Below are 18,771 nucleotides of genomic sequence, written 5' to 3'. Positions count from 1 at the left end.
TCTTAAACTCAAAAAACTCCGTACAGTCGAGTCATTGTACGGAGTTTCCTGTCCCCCGTCAAAAAGGGGATGAATGATGAGTCGATGTTAGAAAGTCACTTCGGGTAATAACAACGGTACACCAGCGGCACCAAGAATCAGTCGAGAATCTCGTCCGCTACCCTCTACACCTCGAACAATCAATTGCAGGTGGTCATCAGTAGAAACTTGCTCCGCATCAACGACAATATTAAGCACCATACGCTGATTGGGTGCTAATGTTGGCCCGGCTGTTAATCGATCGCCACCGCTACCGCCGACGGGGCTAATCTGCGTCCGGCTTCTTGATCGGTTTACTTCTGCATCCACTAATCTCAAATTCTTATACCCACGAGTCACCGTCATACCGCTCGAACCAGCGGCCTCTGATACGGTAATGCCATCAATTCTGATGTCCTCAGAACCGCTGGCCGACAGCACAAAGCGACCAACAACTATTCCCTTGCCGCCTTGGCGAGACCCGCCGGTAAATGTTGCGTCCGTAGCAATAAGGAGCTCACTCTTCTTAAACAAAACGGCCGGCGTCGTAGTATCACCAATAGGTACACTAAGACGTGCCCCAGAGGTTCGACCATACGCAACAACATCAGCTACTCGGAACTGCACTGCAGTGTTCGCTGCCGCCAAGGTTGTATCAATATATATATCGAGGTCAGTCTCCCGACCAGCATATACAATCGTGGAGAGAGAAAAACGATACGTACCACCGCTCGGCGTTGCGATCGTCGCTTGACCCAACTTCAAATTGGCAAACCCCTCACTGAAACGCAACTGACTTCCTCCCACCGGCTCAAGTGAGACTTCAGCAATACGTACATCTTCGCCAGCCCCCACTTGAAACGTTAATCGACCAACTTTCACCTTTGCTTGTCCGGCGACCGCTGCCACATCAGTAAACTGTGGGTCGTTGCGCACGAGTAGCGACACCTCCCGCACTGGCCGCACAGCACTCACTATCGGTCCGGTAACGGTCCGTGTTTCTGTTTTTCCCGAAACAGTAAAATGCGCATTCGTAATTGTCAGCATGTAGCTATCAGTTGCAGTGGCTGATTCACTCACGCGTCCAACCACCTCATACACAACGGACTTACTCGCCGAGATGATTGCACTGGAAGTAAGAGTCAAGGTTGCTGGCTTGTTTAGCACCGCCGCACTGTTGATGGTTCCAACGGCACTACCCCCAACCGGCCTCAAACGGATAGACTCCAAAAGTGCCGTATGCGGCGCCGTGGTTGTCAGTTGCAAATCAAGTCGATCCCAACGCACCGCCTCACCAGTCGTTCGCACTTCAATAAGTGCCAACACTGCTTCGGAGGTACCTCGAGTAATTGCCCCACTTGGACTCTTAGCAGAAAGCGCCACGACCACATCACCACCGATTAAACGAACCGTGTTAAATGAAGATGAGGCGCTACCATTCCCAACGGGAAACCCATTTTCCGTGGCTGCGGCCGACGTGGCAAGGCCATAGCCATAGCTCTTACCCGTAGCGTAGACGTCAAAATCGTTTTCAATCAAAAATTGCATTGTCCTCTCTCCCCCACCCACAACATCAGCACGCAGGGTTAGTGTCCTTGACTCACCAGCGCCAATCGCATAGTCCTTTATAAATGTCATGAGCAATAAACCAGCCTGCTTACTGGAACCGGTCGCCACCACTTTGTTATTGTCGTCAATAAATTTATAACCAGTAAAATCTCCAAACGCAGCGCTACCCACCCCATGAAGCACAATGGACTTCAAGAGCACTGCCTCACCTCCACTGGCGGTTACTCGGAATCGAGTTAAATCTTGACTCTTCGTTCCAACCCGAATATCCCTCATGCCCGTACTCAAAACCACCGAGTCAACCACTAAGCCACCAATGCGGTTTACGCCGTTTATAACGCCGATACTGGTGGTTACTAAGGGAAAGGTCCCGGGAACCGACACGGCCTGGGCTGTTTGAATGTCGGATGATTTTTGAATACTTAGGGTAAAACTACTTTGAGCACCAGCCACAACTTCGCTCGTCGTATCAACGTTTACGGTTAGTGCTTTTCCACTGGCATCAACTAAAATTCCGTTACCAAATGAAAATTGAACACGACCATCGGCGAAGCGCTGCGGACGCCCCAATAGCACACCATCTTCGTCGCTCAGACTCACGCCGGAAAAATAATTGTCCGGTAAGAATCCTTGCTTGGTGAGCGTGACACCCGTAACCACCACCGATTGTTGAGCAGCCTTCAATGAAAGCGTGGCGACCGCGTTTCGCACTGTGCCTGTGGGTATGGCGCTCGCTACAATAGTGCGCAACTCAACCTGCAGACCGGTACTGTTGTTTGTCGGCAGTGGTTCTACTGGTGTCGACGCATCAAACATGCCAACGTCACGATAGGCGGCAAGTAAACTAGGTGGCACGGTAAGTATTCTATGCCACTGAAAATTAGCCTTTAAAAAATCTTCGGCACTCCCAATCAATGCTCGCGTTCCCTGCGCTATATCCAAAAAATATACCGCTGCGTCATCGGCCGATTTTACTAGTCTGGCGTTCTCATAGGCGCGACTATCTTCTCCACTCACCCGCACGATTTCATTCCACTTGCCACCAGCATTCAAAAAGCTTGCTTCATTTGGAAACCAAAGTTTCTGACCAGTTACTTCATCAACCTGATACACTCGTGAGCCAAGAGAGGAAATAATATAGCGTACCGTTGCCGTCTTTTCGGTGGTCACCTCTCTAATAGTCTTCCCGGTGTACGCGTACGACTTAAAAATATCCAGTGAGCGGAAATGGTGCCATTGACCATTCACCACGCCAAAAAGTTTACCGGAACCATCTCGAACGATTTCCACTGATGCGTCAAATAATGAGGCGGCACGAACTGGCGCTGGCCGCACAATCACAAAGCCAACAAAAAGAAGGCCGATGCTGAGGATAATGCTTGATGTATACCGATTTACCATACGTTCCCGAACCGAATGAGGTGACCAATATCGGCATAGGTAACAATACAGAGGAGCAAGAGTAAGGCTGCGAAACCAATACGGTGGAAGCGAGCTTCAATAATCGCAGACACCGGTTTACGTCGAACAGCTTCAATTATTAGGAACGCCATCCGGCCACCATCTAATGCCGGAATGGGTAGTAAATTAACAAAGGCTAAATTAAGCGACAGGAGCGCAACAAATTGTATGAATGTCGGGAGCCCTAGTGACACCACTGAACCCGTCACCGCCGCAATACCAATGGGGCCAGCAATATCAACGGTACTCGGTACGCCTCTGAGCAAATTCATGAGCGCTGTCGACAAGGTAGTGCCGATAGCCGAAAGTTGTGACCATAAGGTCTCGGCCGCTATCAATGGCGCTCGCCAAATTGGAAATTGTACGTCCGCTATGACGGCCAGTTGCACACCCATGCCAACAACTGGAGTCGTCGCCCCGGCCACACTAAGTTCCTTCGGGGTAATGGTAACGATGCGGGTGGTTTTTTCTTGAGCGGTAGCAACAAGTACTGATAGCGGCTGATCGACGTGTTCGCGTACATAAACTTGCAAGTCTTGAACACTCTCGAAGGCAGTGCCATCAATCGCTACTATTGTTTCCCCTGGTGTTAGCACCTCAGCGGCCGGACTTTCTGGCAGTACCGCAACAACTTGCTGCCGAATATTCTCTACGGTTGCACCATTCGGAATTCCGGCCGTAATATCTTGAGGAGCGCCAACTGTAAACACAGCCGTAAAAAGAACGAGCGCGAGCAGCATATTCATTACTACTCCAGCGGCAACAATACTAAACCGCTTCCAAACTGGTTGGGCGCCAAAACTATCCAGCGACTGATCTTCACCATCTTCACCTTTCAAACGAACGAAGCCACCAAATGGCAACCAATTTAAAGAAAGTACCGTCTTACCTACTTGCCAGCGCCGAATCGCCGGCGGGAAACCAAAACCAAATTCATCCACCGCCACACCAGACAATCGAGCAACTATAAAATGCCCAAACTCATGCACGAGAATGAGGAGAAGGAGCGCAAAGATAAATGCGACAGCACCAGTCATATTAAATGGTATTTATCTCAGTGGTTTTTCGTTCAGCCATTGCTTCAATTTGTGCTAAATACTCTTTCGTTAACTCATCAATATCTTTATTGGCCGCAAAACGATCATCCTCAGTCAGCTCCTTTTCACGCTCCGCTTTCGCCACCGCCTCCCGAACCCGTTCTCGTACCTGACGAACTTGAACACGACCAGTTTCTAATTTCTGGCCAAGTACTTTGACGAGCTGCGCTCTGGTCTCAGCGGTGAGCGACGGCAAAGAAAGCAGTATACCTAACCCATCATTCTTTATACCCATGCCCAGTTCAGCCTGTTGCAAGGCCCGCTCCATATCTTTCAACACGCTCTTGTCCCACGGCTGCACCTGCAATGTTCGTGCGTCTGGCACGGTGATGGTGGCCATCTCCTTGAGTCGCACTTCGCTGCCATACGCCACGACTTTTATATTTTCAACAATACTCGGGTGTGCCCGATTCCCTCGTATAGCTTGAAGCTCGCTTCCCATATGCTCCACGGCACTTTCAAATTCTTTACGACTATCGGTAACGATTGGCTGCATAGCTAAAATCCAATGAGACTCTCTTGCTGCTGCACGATGCGAGCAATACCTAAGTACAGTAAGCCGTTAACCTTAGGGTCAACAATAATTTTGGCATTAGCGTTTATAGCCGGTAATGGCTGTGTTTCCCACGTACCACCAGCGTCATAAGAACGATAAAATGTCGTCGGCGTTGTGTAGTATAACTCACTACTGTTATCTGGCCGAAGCGCCACGTCAGTAATGGTAATTTTACCCGTTGGCGTTAACAGAGAAAGCGCCACCCAGGTTTTACCAGCATCGGTTGTCCGCACTAAGCCATACTTAGACGCCACAATAAACGTGTCGGGTCGAGACGTATCAATCGCTGCCGCAGTAACTACCTCCGACCCTTTAAAATCTTTCTTCATGGTTTCACCCGCGTCAGTCCAGGTAGTGCCACCATCTTCTGATACCCATACGCCCTTTTTCGCCACAAGTGCGTAGAGTAATTCTGGATTTAAGGGCGCCGAGAGTAATTGAATAACCGAACCTTGCATGCGGGCCACCGTTTCCCAGCTCGTGCCTGCATCTTTGCTACGGAGCACTTCACCAGTCGACATTCCTATAAACACAGTGTCTGGATTTTTCTGGTGCACAAGCAAACTCTTGGTGAGTTCATTGGTTCGGGTATCAAAATACACTTGCTCCCAAAATCGTCCGCAATCAATCGTCTTTAATACTCTATTCGCCGAAGCAAGATAAACAGTGCACCGTTTGGCAACATCGTTTGGAATAGCAATGGCATTAATTGAACCGCTGCGTATTGGCCCAGATTGCCACCAGCGCCGCGCAGCGTCATAGGTGTAGTACAAACCATTGCCAGAGGTACCAACGTACACTGTTTGTCTATCAGTTGGATCAAGGGTGATAGCTCGAACATTCACGTCGTCCATGGTCAAACGTTCACCCCCAACGGTTAGCACTTGGTTCACTGTTGCCCACGTGTCACCGTGATCAGTTGAACGATAGACACCTGCCGGCGCCACAGGCTCCGCAGTTCCACCACCAAAAAGAGAGTCTGTGATACAGCCACCCAAAAATAATGAAAACGGCAAGGCGGCAAACAGTAAACGTTGCTGCCAAAGACGTGAGGTCATAGAGGTATGGTAAGAAAAAATGTGTTCAAGGTAAGCCGTCGGTTAGCATACGTACGAATTCGCTCTCGAGCAAGCTCAAGTGACCGAATCGTCAAGAGCCATTCTTTCATCGATGCCGCACGAGCAATTACTTCTAGATCTGCTTTCAAGTACGGACTGGCCACAAGCCCCGGCTGATTCGAAGCAGTCAACGCAACATCCCTGAGTATAATCAACCAATGTCCCAATAATCGATCAAGTTCAATACGAGTACACGCCGCTTCTTTTGCAATAGTTTCGGTGTATGCGAACCTATCGCCAATCGGCTGACGTAAAAGTTTTGCAAACAGCGCTGCCTCTGCCTGATGACGAGCGAACTCAGACGGTTGATGAAGCCACCCAACTGCTGCGCCGACACGCCCCATAGCTGCCGCAGCCATGCTGTCCGCCTGAGGTGGCGTTGCGCCAGCAGCTTGCAACGCCTTTGCCAGTTCAGCCCGTGGGGTTGGTCGAAAACGACAAATTTGTAATCGCGAGCACACCGTCGCCGGAAGTTGGTCAAGGCTTTCTGCTGCTACTAGTAAAATAACGTGTCGAGGTGGCTCCTCTAGTGTCTTCAGTAGTGCGTTGTACCCCTGTACGCTGAGCCGTTCAAGATTTTGAATAACCGCAACTCTATACTCCCCTGCTATCGGCGACAACTCGAGGATTCGCATAAACGTCCGAACGTTCTCAATCGGTGTAACGAGGGTCGCTTCATCTTGCGAAAGTACAACGTAATCAGGATGTTCAAGAGGCGAAGAACCCAATAGTAACCCGGCCAGCCACGTCATAAACATCCCCTTACCACTTTGCGCTGGACCAATAAACAGATAGGCGTGGGTTAAGGCATGTTGCTTATGGGCACGTTCAAAGTAATTTCGCCAGGCCTTTTGTCCAATACTGTCTTTCATTCTTATAGTATAGCAAAGTACCAATCAAAACCGTCTTAGTCCTTACCGACTGCAGCAAGCATGAGCGCCCGCCACGTCAACTGTGCGGTACGCTCCCACGTAAACGCAGCGACCCTAATTTTGCCGGCTGCAATCAACTGTTCACGCAAAGCAGAATCCTCAGCCAGACGCGCCATGGCATCAGTAATCTTTTGAACAGATGATGGGTCAACAAGAAGTGCTGCTTCACCTGCTACTTCGGCCGTGGCGCTGTTACTGCTCGTAATGACTGGCACGCCAGCAGCAAAGGCTTCTAAAATGGGTAACCCAAAACCTTCGTAACGGGTTGGGAATACGAGCGCGGTTGCGCCGGCGAGTAGTGCCGCCCGGTCGCTTTCAGGAATCCAGGAAAGTTCCACCACTCGTTCACGGCCAACAACAGTAAGTACCCGGTCCACGAGTGCGGCCCCATAGCCGCGGGTACCGCACAGCACTAATGAATGACCACTGGCGTCGGTCGCGCGAAAACGAGCAAACGCCGGCACTATGGTATCAAGATTTTTTTTATACTCATAACGACCACTGAAAAAAAAGTACGGCCCTTTAATGCCATATCGAATGGCAACTGCGCCGGAATCCTCGGTACTTGCAGCCGCCCGTGCTGCCAGTGGAGTCACGACAAGCCTATCGGAAGAAATGCCATAAACGTCTTTAATTTGCTGCTGCATCCAGGTGGAAATGGTCAACACAATCTTGCAACGACGAACAGTTCGCCAGGCGTTGAAACGAAGGTACCATCGTGAACGTACTCTGTACGCTTCGGGTACCTGCACAAAACCAATGTCATGTAGCGTTGTTACTGTGCGGCGCGGGGTAACGAGCGGCAGTGCACTCGATGGCACAAAGAGTACATCGGGCGGTCTCTTAAACATTTCGTACGACAAACGCAAAATCGTCCACAGTCGCTTTGGTGGCCAAGCCAGCACCCGACTCTCCCAATGTGTTGGGAGTAATCCTAATCGACCCGCTAACGGCGTATCACTATAAAGAACAACCGACACGGTCGATGGGATAACTCGTTTTAAAGCCTCAATGAGGTCATGCGCATACCACTCAACCCCGGTTTTCTGAGTTCGATTGGCGCGAGAAGCATCAATACCAATAGTCATAGCCAAAGGATAGCAGAAGTACGCAGTACGCAGTACGCAGTACGCAGTACGCAGTACGCAGTACGGTTAATTATAGCGAGGGTGAAGACTAACGAACTATGCCTTTACCGGTAAACCAATAATCAGAAGTGCTGTTGCTTGGACTTACTTCGACAAGCATGAAGTGAGAACCTACAAACTTTCCTTTTTCTGTGGTAAACAATTCTCCAACCCAATGTTTTTCAGTGCGGGTAGTGATATGACCTCCACCCCAGCCGAGTGATGGGAAAAAGTAGAAATCACTATAATGGTGCAAGACTCTTTCTTCCCGACTGCGCAGCAAACTTCCAGTACTATTCTTCAAAAGTAAACGCTGCTGCACGCTTGCAGCTTCGGCGGGAGTTACCATAACCGTTACCCCTGATTGCTCGAGCCCAATCACATAACCCGTCGAGATATCAACCACCTCAGGTTCTCCGACAAGATAATTAGTAAGTACAAAATTGCGAGCAGTATCTGCAGCCAACTTCTTCGTTGCGTTCTGCATTTTAACGCTCAGTATTGCTAAATCAATTTCCTGCCAGTTTTCAAGTGGACCAATTGTACTCGCGTCGTTCGATGACAGCGATACCGTATAAGCCCCTACGAACAAAGTAATACCAGCCAACGGCCGCTCACTATCTAAAACTTCGTAGTACGAGGTAACAGTGAGTTCTCCCTTCCCTTTCCCGTCATACCACTCCACAAACCGATGACTCGGCTCACCAAAACGGCCATCCTTCAGCACTCGTTCTGCAACACAGCGGTACGTAGTTTTTTGCTTCGTAACTTTTGCTTCGTAGTATCTGGAAACTATCCTGTCATAGGTTCCATCTACTACTACAGCGCTCGTTTTCATAGTTGGGCGAACCCGAAACAAAACTTCAACAACACCCGCCTCTGCCTCGGTTACTGACTCGAAAGCGGTTGTATCAGTGCGCACATCTTTTTTGCAAGTTGCATCATTCACCATCTCGGCCTCAACCGGCGCGGCAATTACTCGTTCAGCAGACAAACCCAACACAGTAACGAGTGTGAGGAAGAGCGTCATGATAGTTGCTGCACTACGCTTTTTCATAGCGAATATGGTTATTGGGTAACTGCGAAGTTTTGCATAAAAGGGTGGGATTGTCAAGGTATATTTCATTACTCTTTTGCTTGCCCAAAAGAGTAAACAGAAAAGGGGCACCCTCACTCCGGCCCTTACGCGACCTATCGCACTCTGGCACAGTCTGGCCGTGAACTCCTCACTTAATTGTTCGTCATACAGCACGGCCAGTAATACAGCTATGCCAGAATGCGGTTGCTGTGGTGCCTTCGCTATGGGGATAGGAAAATCCCTAGCGAACGCAGCCAGATTGAACAAAAGTTACAGCGCGAGTAACTTCTCTAATAAACTTGGAAAACTTTCATATCCATCCTCTGCGCAAAAATGCCCGGCGTTTTCTACAACAACTAACTTTGCACCAAGTTCATCCCGCAAAACCTCGCCGTGTGCCAGCGATACGAAATCGTCATTCGTTGATTGAAACGCAACTATTTTTGAACAGGCTGCCCGAATTCGCATTGCATCAACTGGCACTGCAATAAAATTTTCAATTTCAGGAATACCTAATGAACTTATAAAACCTGCTACTAAAATTGCTCCAGCAACATTCGTTCCAACGGGTACTGTTTCTAAATATTTCAAAATAGTAATGCACCCAAGACTATGACCAACAAAGTATGTTTCACTATCAACCTCACCCACAATCCGAGATAACTCAGTTAACCACATAGCAAGCACTGGATGTTGCTCGCCTGGAAATTGCGAAGCAATTACAACATAGTCACGCGACTCAAGTTCGCGCTTCAACCATGGAAACCAATGATTGTCTGGACTCCCCTCCCAGCCATGAATTATAAAAACTCTTTTTTTACTCATAGGTTGCCGCTGTATGTATTTCTTTCCATGCAATGATTATGCGCTTCACGTCTGCTGCATTTGAACTCCTCATTAATTCAGCTCGCAAATCTCGCACACCGGGAAAAGTTCCAAGATACGACTTAAAATGTTTCTTCATAATATGAAAAGGTTTTATATCCCCCAACAGTTCCTCAAATAATGTAGCGTGCTCTACCATCGCTCTTATCCGCTCATCAACGTTTGTCACCTCTCTTCCACTAAACAACCACGGGTTCCCAAAAATTGCTCGCCCGAGCATCACCCCGTCGCAGCCACTCTGCGCTACTCGTTCTTTTCCTTGAGTGATACTTTCCACATCCCCATTACCAATTAATAACGTGCCGCTGCCAGCCGCCAAGCGAACTGCGTCAGCCACCACATCCCAGCGTGCCGGCACACGCGACATTTCTTTTCTGGTGCGAGCATGAACAATAATTGCGGCAGGTTTTGTCGATAATAATTGCGGCAACCACGAATCGAGCTCGTTCTCTTTATAACCGATGCGTGTTTTAACGGAAACCGGCAGACCCTGAGCACCATCCTGGGCAGCAGCAATAAGTTCAAGCGCTAAGCTTGGCGTTTTAATAAGCGCTGCTCCAGCACCTTGCTTCTCTACATTCCTGTCTGGGCAACCCATATTAATATCTACCCCATCAAAACCAAGCTCACGCACCAGACTGGCTGCCTGCCGCATACGTTCTGGCTGTGAACTAAAAAGCTGCGCTACGATTGGCCGCTCACGCTCGTCATAGTCCAAATCACGAACAAGCACCTTGCGACCAGGTGAACAGAGTCCATCAGCGGAAACGAATTGCGTGTAGGTAACATCTGGTTTCCCATACGTTGCAATAATCCGTCGAAACGCCGCATCAGTGACGTTCGCCATTGGCGCCAGTACAAAAAAGGGGCGCCTTAATTTGCCCCAAAACCCAAGTGTTGGTTTATCAGAAATATTAGACATCCTTCTTTTTAAAATTGAGCGCTGCTGAATTAATGCAATACCGAAGCCCTGTTGGTGTTGGGCCGTCATCAAAAACATGCCCCAAGTGTCCACCACACGTCGCACATTTTACTTCTGTTCGTGATGTCCCTAGGCTACCATCCTCACTCATGGCAATGTTTGCTTCATCAACCGGTTTATAGTAACTCGGCCAGCCGCTACCCGATTCAAATTTTGTATCAGACCCAAAAAGAGACGCACCACAAGCAGCGCAAAGATACGTACCATCTTCATCGTGCTTATAGTACTTTCCCGTAAACGGCGCTTCTGTTCCGCACTGTCGCAACACCGCATACTGCTCGGCAGAAAGTTTCTCTTTCCATTCAGCATCCGATAATTGTCCTGTTTTTATGGTGGAATCACTCATACAGGTGAAATCCTAACGAAGGCAACGATAAAAGTAAACCGACCGCGGCTCACCAACAACAACCGCTCAATGCTTTATATCCAAATACTGTTGGCGCTTTGTCTCCGGAAACCGCTCAATGGCGTAACGCAACATTGTCCGCGGCATCACTTTTGCGTAACGCTTTAAAAACGTTTCTTCTGTCGATAGTGAACGCTTACCCATCTCCCGCAGCATCCAGCCAACCGCCTTATGTATAAGGTCCTGTTTATCTTTGAGCAACATACCTGCAATACGTAGGGTCTGACTGTACTGACCTTTTCTAATAAAAAAGAAAGTCGCAAGTATGGCAATTCGCCTGTCCCAAAGATTTTTTGACTTTGCAAGCTTATACAAAATCACTGACGAATTTTCAAAGCAATGTGCGCCAAGAATTTTATCTGCCGATACATCAACCAAATCCCAGTTGTTAATGTACCGACGATTACGCACATAAAAACCAGCAATGCGCTGACGTACATGCGCATCTCCACACTCATACTGCCGAACTAGTACCAACAGGGCGAACAATCGTTCTTCATGCCAGGGAGATGTCAAAAATGTTTTTGTCTCTTGTGGAGACAGATTGGGAAAATTTTTAACAACTGTGCGAACCATCGGCACGGTAAGTCCTAAAAATGTATCTCCCTCGCCGTATTGCCCGACACCAGTTTTAAAAAAACGAGCAGACACGGTTGCCCTCTCCGAACTCTTTTGAGCTCGTAACTGGCGTCGAGCCACTATACCGTTCCGGCTTTTCATACTTTCTGATATTAAGAAAAGTTAACGCCCATAGCTGCCAAATCACGCATGAGATCTGGGACAGTAGTAAAGACTACTCCCTGCATACCAACAGCTCGCGCCCCTGTTACATTCACCGCACTGTCGTCAATGAGCACTATCCCTTCCGGCACGAGGCCTAACTTAGCAGCCGAATAAAGATACAGTTCTGGTTGGGGTTTAATAAGACCAATCTGCGAAGATATAAAGATTTCGTTAAAGTGATGACCGATATTTAAACGCCGTAAAATTCTTTCAGTAAGTTCATGTGAGGAATTAGTTAAAAGAGCGAGAGGATATCGAGGTCGCAGCAGCTGCAATAATTTTTCTACATCTTCATTTATGACTGCCGCCCGCTCTAGGCCATTCTTCACCTCAGCCTCTGACATATGCACTACTTTCGCTACTCGCGAAACATAGTCAGAAAAAGAAATTTGCCCAACGTCCGCCAGGCGGTTTAACCACACAATGAGCGGCCACATCGTTTCTATATGTGGAATAGTACTCTCAAACCAAGCACGTCGTTTTGATTGACAGAGTACACCGTAAAAATCAAACAAAAAACCAGCAACGGGCTGGAGCGGTACTACCGGTTCATTTACAACTATTTCTTCCTTTGTTATCTCTCTACCCGCTTTGCGCGTTACTGCCACCGAACGATCTATCCAAAGACGCAATTCGTCGTTATCATCCATCACCCTTTCTGGCAGTTGCCAGTACGGCATCAGTACGGTGCGGCCGTTCGCTTCGTAGGTAAACTGCGCACTCCCTTCATCTTTAAAATAAAAATCAGTAAATCTGTCTGCTTTAAAAAAAAGTTGTTCATCAGCAATGATGCCAAAAATAGTTCCTTCTTTATACAATCCATAACTGCCAAACATTGGACGCGATGAAATTCCTTCGATATTCCGAAGTAGGTCGTACATAACATAGTCGTGAAATGCGTTGCCATGAGTAACCATACGGCAATAGTACCGGAGCCTCAAAAGAAAAAATAGCGGCGCGGCCCCAGATGGAAGCCGCGCCTAAAACGATTTACCGCACAGGGTCTCAGTCGTACAGCCAGAGAACCTGGCAGATCGGCTTTCCTTTTGCCAGATGATGGGCCACGCAACCCATGAATCCGCAGGCGATGCACACCGCCACCAATGCCACCTTCATCCGCATCCGCTCCATCTCACCAACCTCCGCTGACAGAATTAGGACAGTTAGAAAATAAGTGAAAAAGAGATAATGGTCAATGTTGATTGAGTAACGGCGTTATGAGTTCTTCAACAACTCTTCTCCGTTCATGCCCTGGTGTATGGGCCGCTGCGACACATTTTTTTTGTATTTCAAGATCTTTTCCCCACAACACATTAGCTTCCGTCGTCATTCTGCTCGTTGCCCAATCCAAAAACTTCGCTCTTCCCACAAGCCACTCATCAATTGTTTTTGACCGTGCTTCAAGGGGAGTTTCCTTAAGCACAGCCGCACTCTCTGCAATCCATTTGTCCCACGATTTTGAAAAACCACCTATGTCCGCAATGGCAAGCGTCTTTTCTTCATAGGTTTCTGGCTTCACTTCGGCATTACCAAATGTGGTGCCGATTATTTCTCCCTGCAATAAAATTCTTTGATAAACCGAAAAGCCTTTTTGCTTGGCGTAGGCATCTGCCTGTACAGCCGCATACTCCTCATTGGTTAAGCCATCATTCGCATCACGCATAGTTCTGCCACTGTGACCAAAATCATGGAAAAGCGCGGCTACGCGTAATACGTCCGCGCGCCATGCTTCTAGATTCAGCTTCTTGAGTAATACTTCTAACCGGTCAGCCACTTCAGCAGCATGTTCGGCGTTATGATACGGATTCAATTCATCTTCATCGAATTGCTGTTGCATTGCCAAAATCTCTGCACGCATCTCTTTCATTTGCTCTGTCGAAAACTCACGCCCATCCATAGTAATGCCTTCTCGAGCAATATCCTCGCGTAATTCGCTAGAAATTATTCTCGCTGCATTTGGTGTAACCTCAGCCGGATTAGTAATGCTGCCCGATTCCCGTCGTTCCATGTTATTTCTGCATTCTCTCTTTAATGCGCGACGTATAGCGCGCAAGCTGCAAAGTAACGACAACGACAACGATGGTCACAAAAATTGCATAGAGCAGCTGTAAGCCGATGCCGTTCCCTGGCTCCGGAAAAAGACGTTCGAATATTAAATGAATGGCATCGTTCCAAGCCAACGCGGCGACTAAACCAAAGCCAGCTGTGGCAAGGGTGTTCACTTTCTCAAGCACTTCCACGAGGAGCGACAGTTGCTGCTTTTCTTCTTGTTCTAAGTTTTGCTGTATATCCATGCGGGTATTAAAATTTTAAAAACTGTTGCCAACGTAAATAAAGCTCTCTTGTTGCTACTAAATCTCGAGCGTTGTACTGGGCGATGTCTACAAACTTACCGGCTTTAAAATAAGGTGCCACATCTGCGCCGCTGATATTTTCTTTCGGGCTTTGAATACCAAATGCTCGGGTTGCGAGGTGCAGATTTGGCCGAGGACGAAAGGCGCCATAAAACGTCAGTTGATCTAAAAGGTCAACGTGCGTGGCCCCACGCTGCATTGACGTATAGCGATTTGATAATAAATCTTTTGTTGGGCGAATGCCATGCACGGCGGAACGTATTGCCATAAACGGCGCATCAAAACTGCGACCGTTAAACGAGATGAACTCTGCGTAGTGCATGGCACCATCCCAAAACCGTTGCAACATTTCCTTTTCGGTCACGGGTTTCAATATGCAATTCCCTTCGGTTTTTTCTTCTTGACTGCCACCAGGTGCTTGATAGTAAATAGTCCCTTGATTCTTTTCAACGTCTAACACACCAAGAACCACTATTTCTCCCGTGAACGGCGAGAGACCCATTCGCTCTTTCAATTGCCCGGTCAGTGCCTCTTGCTCCGTTTCATCCTCGGTAGAACGACGCACCCAGGCAGTAAGTGCTTCTTTGGTAGCGTCATCCAGTTCCTCAAAATCCTCACCCACTGTTTCAATATCAAAAACTAGCTTTGCCATAGTGTTCCTCGTTACTCAATTACCTGCCACCCGAATGGAACACGACACGGGCTTGGAAATACCACCTGCGCTTTGGTTGTTGGATTTATCGCTTTTGTCATCACTTGAATACACACTGGTGGCTGACCCGTTCGACCGTCAAACTTCCCGAGATATTGCAGCTGTCCGTTACTCAAGATGTAATAATCACTGGCTACGTTTGTTTCCGCATCAACAACTGCGGCGTCAAACGGATTGACGGTAAGTAGTCGACTTTCTTTGGTGTAGGCCAAGCCAGAACTTGAGGGTATTCCGTAGGCGACAATAGCTCCTGTTGAAGCGTCAATGATTGCGCTCATTTGGCAGCTCGTTCCGCACCCCCATGTCGCAACAGTATACGCACCAGCAAAATTGGGACCTGTCAGTGCGGCGCGTGTCAGTAGTGTACGAAATGCTTCCGCATCGGTGTTCGTTCCAAAATTAATTGACGCTGGTTCACCCGTAAACTCCCGCTCTACTGGAAAACTTTCCGCAGCCGGTGCGCCGGTCAATGGTTCGTTTCCGTTTTGACAAGGTGTGAATGCACAATCTTTACCACTGCGTCCTACGACAGACCCATCCGAACATAGTCTCGCTTCTGTAGTGCAAGCCGCTCCCGCATTCTCCTGCCAACCGAAAGAGATAAGTAGTCCTATAAGGATGGTGAAGGAAGTAAGTACTGAGAAAATCGCCGCCAGGTAGTAGCGTCGTTCACCTTTCTCTCGACTGAAGATGAGTACGTAAAGAATCTCAAGAATAGCGACGAGATTAACTACAAGCATCGCCGCAAACCAACCAAATTGTTTTTTCTGGCTAGCCCGCCACAACGCCCAACCCTTCCAGGGCAAAACCCAGATAATGCTAGCGATTATTACGATAACGCTTGCGCGAGAAATTGAATCTATCATATAGAAAACAACCAATACTATACGTACAGTGTGCTACACTTTTGGGCACTATGGCAACAGCACTATTTGGCGCAGGCTGCTTCTGGTGCACAGAAGCGGTGATGAAATCTCTGAAGGGTGTCACGGCTGTCCGGTCCGGCTATGCTGGTGGTGCATTAGAAAATCCTAGTTACGAAGCTGTTTCCACTGGCGCGACTGGTCACGCAGAGGTAGTTGAGGTGACGTTCGACCCAACGCTGCTCACCTATGAGCAGCTGCTCGAGGTATTCTTCGGAACGCACGACCCAACCCAAATGAATCGACAAGGAAACGACATTGGCACGCAATACCGCTCCGTTATCTACTACAGTGATGAATCGCAGCAAGTAATTGCCGAGGCAGTAAAAAAACGACTCCAGGAAGACAATACCTTTGGCGCACCAATTGTAACCGCTATTGAGCCAGCCGGAATATTTTATCCGGCAGAAAACTATCATCAAAACTATTACGCATTGAATCCCGGAAATCCCTACTGCCAAGCCATTATTAGCCCAAAAGTTGCGAAGCTTAGAAACAAATTTGCGCCACTGCTGAAAGACTAGCCACTATTCCTTAGCTCGTAACTGTTGCAGGTCTGCCAGTACCAATGCGGCATGCTCCGCCGCTTTCACATTCTCATATATCTTAGCAATGCTTCCGTCGGGCGCCAGTAGAACGCTAGAGCGAACGGTGCCAAGAAATTCTCGACCCATAAATTTTTTCGGCTGCCAAAAGCCGTATTCGGAAATAACGACGTGCTCAGTATCAGCCAGCAACCGAAACGGTAAGGCATACTTCTCAGCAAATTTCTTGTGACTGCTAACACTATCTTTACTGATGCCAAGTACCACGGCATCAACAGTTGAAAAACTAGGGAGTGCATCTCGAAACGTGCACGCTTCAGTTGTGCAACCCGGTGTGTCGTCTTTCGGATAAAAATACAAAAGCACCCATGACCCTTTATAATCCTTGAGCGACTGTTCTACGCCATCTTGGTCGAGCAAAGTGAATGCCGGAGCTAAAGCGCCAACCTGAAGTACCGACATACTAAAGCGACTGGAAGCGAATTGGTATTTCTAATGCGTCGTCGTGTTCGGGCAGTCCTGATGGATTATCCTTACGGAGTAGGAGTGAACCGCGATCACCATACGCAGGTCGCGTAAAGGTCACCGTTGCGGTAAACGGCACAAAATCTTCAGTCATCCACTCACCATCCGCCTGCGCAATGCCTTCGGCAATGATTACACCATCCGAATCAACCAGCACGACAGGGAACGAGGCTTCAAAAAACCACGTACCGCGCGCTTCGCCGGTAACAGTGAGTGGACTTCCAATAACGACGTTTGGTAATGGTGCCGTTAAACGAACAAGGTCCATCTTCTCTATGACGTTTCCAATATCTTCAGTGAAACCTTGACCTGCAATCGACCGACACTGGCGAGGATAACTTTCCATAACCGGGTTTCCTTCTGCCACGCACTCTTCAAATGTCGTTACAACGTTTGCCGTCGGTTGTGTTGGGGCTTTCGCAATCCGTAGTTTCACGACAAGTAAACCGGCAGCCACGGCGACTACCACACCGATTAAAGCTGCAATAAATCTTCTTACTATCATATGGTAAATACTATGACCGCGGTGGTAATGGAATAAACATGCTTGTGCGTCGCTTATACGCATCATACTCCTGATTGCCGACGTAGCTAGCCTCCAGCATTGGCACACCAGAAATCCGAAGGATGAGGAACGTAATGAGGAGCGGTCCTAAAATCGACAAAAACCACAACGGTGAAGCAGCAGTCATTAGCCACAGCCCCCACCACTGTGTAACTTCGCCAAAATAATTTGGGTGCCGACTGTAGTGCCAAAGTCCGTGCTGCATAACGCCACCAACCGTGACCCTACTCGCTAAAAATTTTTTAAGCTGCCAGTCGGCCACAGCTTCAAACACAAAACCAAAGACCCACAATAGCACTGCCACGAACACCAGCAGTACTGGCGGTCGGTAGCCAAACAAAAGAGCGATAGTTACCGGGAGTGAAACAATGAGGAGAAGTGCCCCCTGCAGTAAGAAAATTTGGCCGTAGCTCCGAGGCATGAACCACTTTCCCCAAGCCACGCGCCAGGCTGCGTACCGTTTGTCTTCTGGACTTCGTAACAAGCGAGAAAAAATATGGAGCGACAATCGAATTCCCCAAACGCTTACCAAAAGCAAAACTAACCAACTCAAACGTGAAGTACCGTTCACCACTATTCCTGTTATAGCCACAACGATAAAGCCGAGGCCCCAGGCCACGTCAGCACTGTCGTTTCGCTTAAAAATAAGCGACAGTCCAAAAGCTGCCGTCATAAAAACGAATATAGCGAGTGATGCGAGAGAAAAAGTTAAAAGAAAAATGCTCATACTGACCACCAACGACTTAAGCCTACGACACATACAGAAACGAGTACGGTAAGCACAGCACCCCAGATAAGATCCACGACAGTGACTATCACTGGCCAACCTTGAACGGTGGCTTGATTCGTTAGGTCGTACGTAGCATATGCCACGAGACCAAATAGACCACCTAGGAGCGCGATCTTGGGAAAGCTCCAACCATAGTGAAGTGCTGGCTGTATAACAAAAACAGCGACGCCAAGCGCATATAGTATGTAGAAAAATCCGGCTGCAATCCAATCAGGAGAATGGCGCATAAGTGACCCCAATCGAGGGGCATAAAATCGCGGTGCCATCACGCGGAGCCAGGTCGCATCAACGATTATTAGACTAGCGAGCGATAGCAAGTAAACGATAAAGTTACGGATCATACGA

At 48.3% G+C, this 18,771-nt stretch carries 21 protein-coding genes; 1 reads left to right on the top strand and 20 read right to left on the bottom strand.

What is annotated here, in order from left to right:
• Positions 1-87: 87 nt before the first annotated feature.
• The 16 genes from WC052_01120 to WC052_01045 all read right to left on the bottom strand — a co-directional run bounded on the left by WC052_01120 (position 88) and on the right by WC052_01045 (position 15,944).
• Positions 88-2,988 carry a hypothetical protein gene (locus WC052_01120; protein ID MFA7286251.1) on the bottom strand — a complete coding sequence of 967 codons (2,901 nt, stop codon included), beginning with the start codon at positions 2,986-2,988 and terminating at the stop codon, positions 88-90.
• Entirely contained in the window at positions 2,982-4,085 is a 1,104-nt protein-coding gene (locus WC052_01115; GenBank protein ID MFA7286250.1) for a site-2 protease family protein, read from the bottom strand. Before WC052_01115 ends, WC052_01120 begins: the two co-directional genes overlap by 7 nt.
• A gap of 1 nt (position 4,086) precedes the next feature.
• Positions 4,087-4,641, bottom strand: coding sequence for a ribosome-recycling factor (locus tag WC052_01110; GenBank protein ID MFA7286249.1), 555 nt, complete (start codon positions 4,639-4,641; stop codon positions 4,087-4,089).
• 2 nt (positions 4,642-4,643) lie between these two features.
• A complete protein-coding gene (locus WC052_01105) occupies positions 4,644-5,759 on the bottom strand; it encodes a hypothetical protein (GenBank protein MFA7286248.1) in 1,116 nt (371 codons plus the stop codon).
• Positions 5,756-6,691 (bottom strand): hypothetical protein, encoded by a 936-nt coding sequence (locus WC052_01100; protein MFA7286247.1) that lies wholly within the window; start codon positions 6,689-6,691, stop codon positions 5,756-5,758. The genes WC052_01105 and WC052_01100 overlap by 4 nt, the downstream gene beginning before the upstream one ends.
• Positions 6,692-6,726: 35 nt before the next feature.
• Positions 6,727-7,839 carry a glycosyltransferase family 1 protein gene (locus tag WC052_01095; GenBank protein ID MFA7286246.1) on the bottom strand — a complete coding sequence of 371 codons (1,113 nt, stop codon included), beginning with the start codon at positions 7,837-7,839 and terminating at the stop codon, positions 6,727-6,729.
• Positions 7,840-7,927: 88 nt separating this feature from the next.
• On the bottom strand, positions 7,928-8,935 hold the full coding sequence (locus WC052_01090; protein ID MFA7286245.1) for a hypothetical protein: 1,008 nt from the start codon (positions 8,933-8,935) through the stop codon (positions 7,928-7,930).
• 291 nt (positions 8,936-9,226) lie between these two features.
• Positions 9,227-9,781 (bottom strand): alpha/beta hydrolase, encoded by a 555-nt coding sequence (locus WC052_01085; protein MFA7286244.1) that lies wholly within the window; start codon positions 9,779-9,781, stop codon positions 9,227-9,229.
• Positions 9,774-10,688 (bottom strand): tRNA-dihydrouridine synthase, encoded by a 915-nt coding sequence (locus WC052_01080; GenBank protein ID MFA7286243.1) that lies wholly within the window; start codon positions 10,686-10,688, stop codon positions 9,774-9,776. The genes WC052_01085 and WC052_01080 overlap by 8 nt, the downstream gene beginning before the upstream one ends.
• 67 nt (positions 10,689-10,755) lie before the next feature.
• Positions 10,756-11,169, bottom strand: a complete 414-nt coding sequence (gene msrB / locus WC052_01075) for a peptide-methionine (R)-S-oxide reductase MsrB (GenBank protein ID MFA7286242.1) — start codon at positions 11,167-11,169, stop codon at positions 10,756-10,758.
• 66 nt (positions 11,170-11,235) lie between these two features.
• Positions 11,236-11,949 carry a DNA alkylation repair protein gene (locus tag WC052_01070; GenBank protein ID MFA7286241.1) on the bottom strand — a complete coding sequence of 238 codons (714 nt, stop codon included), beginning with the start codon at positions 11,947-11,949 and terminating at the stop codon, positions 11,236-11,238.
• A gap of 11 nt (positions 11,950-11,960) precedes the next feature.
• Positions 11,961-12,929 (bottom strand): HAD-IA family hydrolase, encoded by a 969-nt coding sequence (locus WC052_01065; GenBank protein ID MFA7286240.1) that lies wholly within the window; start codon positions 12,927-12,929, stop codon positions 11,961-11,963.
• A gap of 275 nt (positions 12,930-13,204) precedes the next feature.
• Positions 13,205-14,020, bottom strand: a complete 816-nt coding sequence (locus WC052_01060; GenBank protein ID MFA7286239.1) for an HD domain-containing protein — start codon at positions 14,018-14,020, stop codon at positions 13,205-13,207.
• A 1-nt stretch (position 14,021) separates the two neighbouring features.
• Positions 14,022-14,306, bottom strand: coding sequence for a DUF5654 family protein (locus tag WC052_01055; protein ID MFA7286238.1), 285 nt, complete (start codon positions 14,304-14,306; stop codon positions 14,022-14,024).
• 7 nt (positions 14,307-14,313) lie between these two features.
• The gene (locus WC052_01050) at positions 14,314-15,018 is read right to left on the bottom strand and encodes a ribonuclease H-like domain-containing protein (protein ID MFA7286237.1); all 705 of its coding nucleotides are present in this window, start codon (positions 15,016-15,018) and stop codon (positions 14,314-14,316) included.
• A gap of 11 nt (positions 15,019-15,029) precedes the next feature.
• Complete coding sequence (locus WC052_01045) at positions 15,030-15,944, bottom strand: DUF5652 family protein (GenBank protein ID MFA7286236.1); 915 nt, start codon at positions 15,942-15,944, stop codon at positions 15,030-15,032.
• Between the two features lie 50 nt (positions 15,945-15,994).
• Here WC052_01045 and msrA point away from each other — a divergent pair, with 50 nt between their 5' ends.
• A complete protein-coding gene (msrA, locus tag WC052_01040) occupies positions 15,995-16,525 on the top strand; it encodes a peptide-methionine (S)-S-oxide reductase MsrA (GenBank protein ID MFA7286235.1) in 531 nt (176 codons plus the stop codon).
• Positions 16,526-16,528: 3 nt separating this feature from the next.
• Here the strand turns inward: msrA and bcp are convergent, their stop codons facing one another.
• From bcp to WC052_01020, 4 genes are read right to left on the bottom strand one after another with little or no spacing between them, the layout of a single operon-like run.
• A complete protein-coding gene (gene bcp, locus WC052_01035) occupies positions 16,529-17,008 on the bottom strand; it encodes a thioredoxin-dependent thiol peroxidase (GenBank protein MFA7286234.1) in 480 nt (159 codons plus the stop codon).
• A 1-nt stretch (position 17,009) separates the two neighbouring features.
• Positions 17,010-17,576 (bottom strand): Gmad2 immunoglobulin-like domain-containing protein, encoded by a 567-nt coding sequence (locus WC052_01030; protein ID MFA7286233.1) that lies wholly within the window; start codon positions 17,574-17,576, stop codon positions 17,010-17,012.
• Between the two features lie 10 nt (positions 17,577-17,586).
• Positions 17,587-18,363: a DUF1295 domain-containing protein gene (locus WC052_01025; protein MFA7286232.1), complete on the bottom strand. Its 777-nt coding sequence runs from the start codon at positions 18,361-18,363 to the stop codon at positions 17,587-17,589.
• Positions 18,360-18,767 (bottom strand): DUF2177 family protein, encoded by a 408-nt coding sequence (locus WC052_01020; protein ID MFA7286231.1) that lies wholly within the window; start codon positions 18,765-18,767, stop codon positions 18,360-18,362. Before WC052_01020 ends, WC052_01025 begins: the two co-directional genes overlap by 4 nt.
• Positions 18,768-18,771 lie beyond the last annotated feature (4 nt).

The organism is Patescibacteria group bacterium (assembly GCA_041675205.1).
Lineage (GTDB): Bacteria > Patescibacteriota > Patescibacteriia > GWA2-46-9 > GWA2-46-9 > JBAYUF01.
The sequence above is the reverse complement of the archived record's forward strand: the minus strand, read 5'-3'. Positions and strand labels throughout refer to the sequence as shown.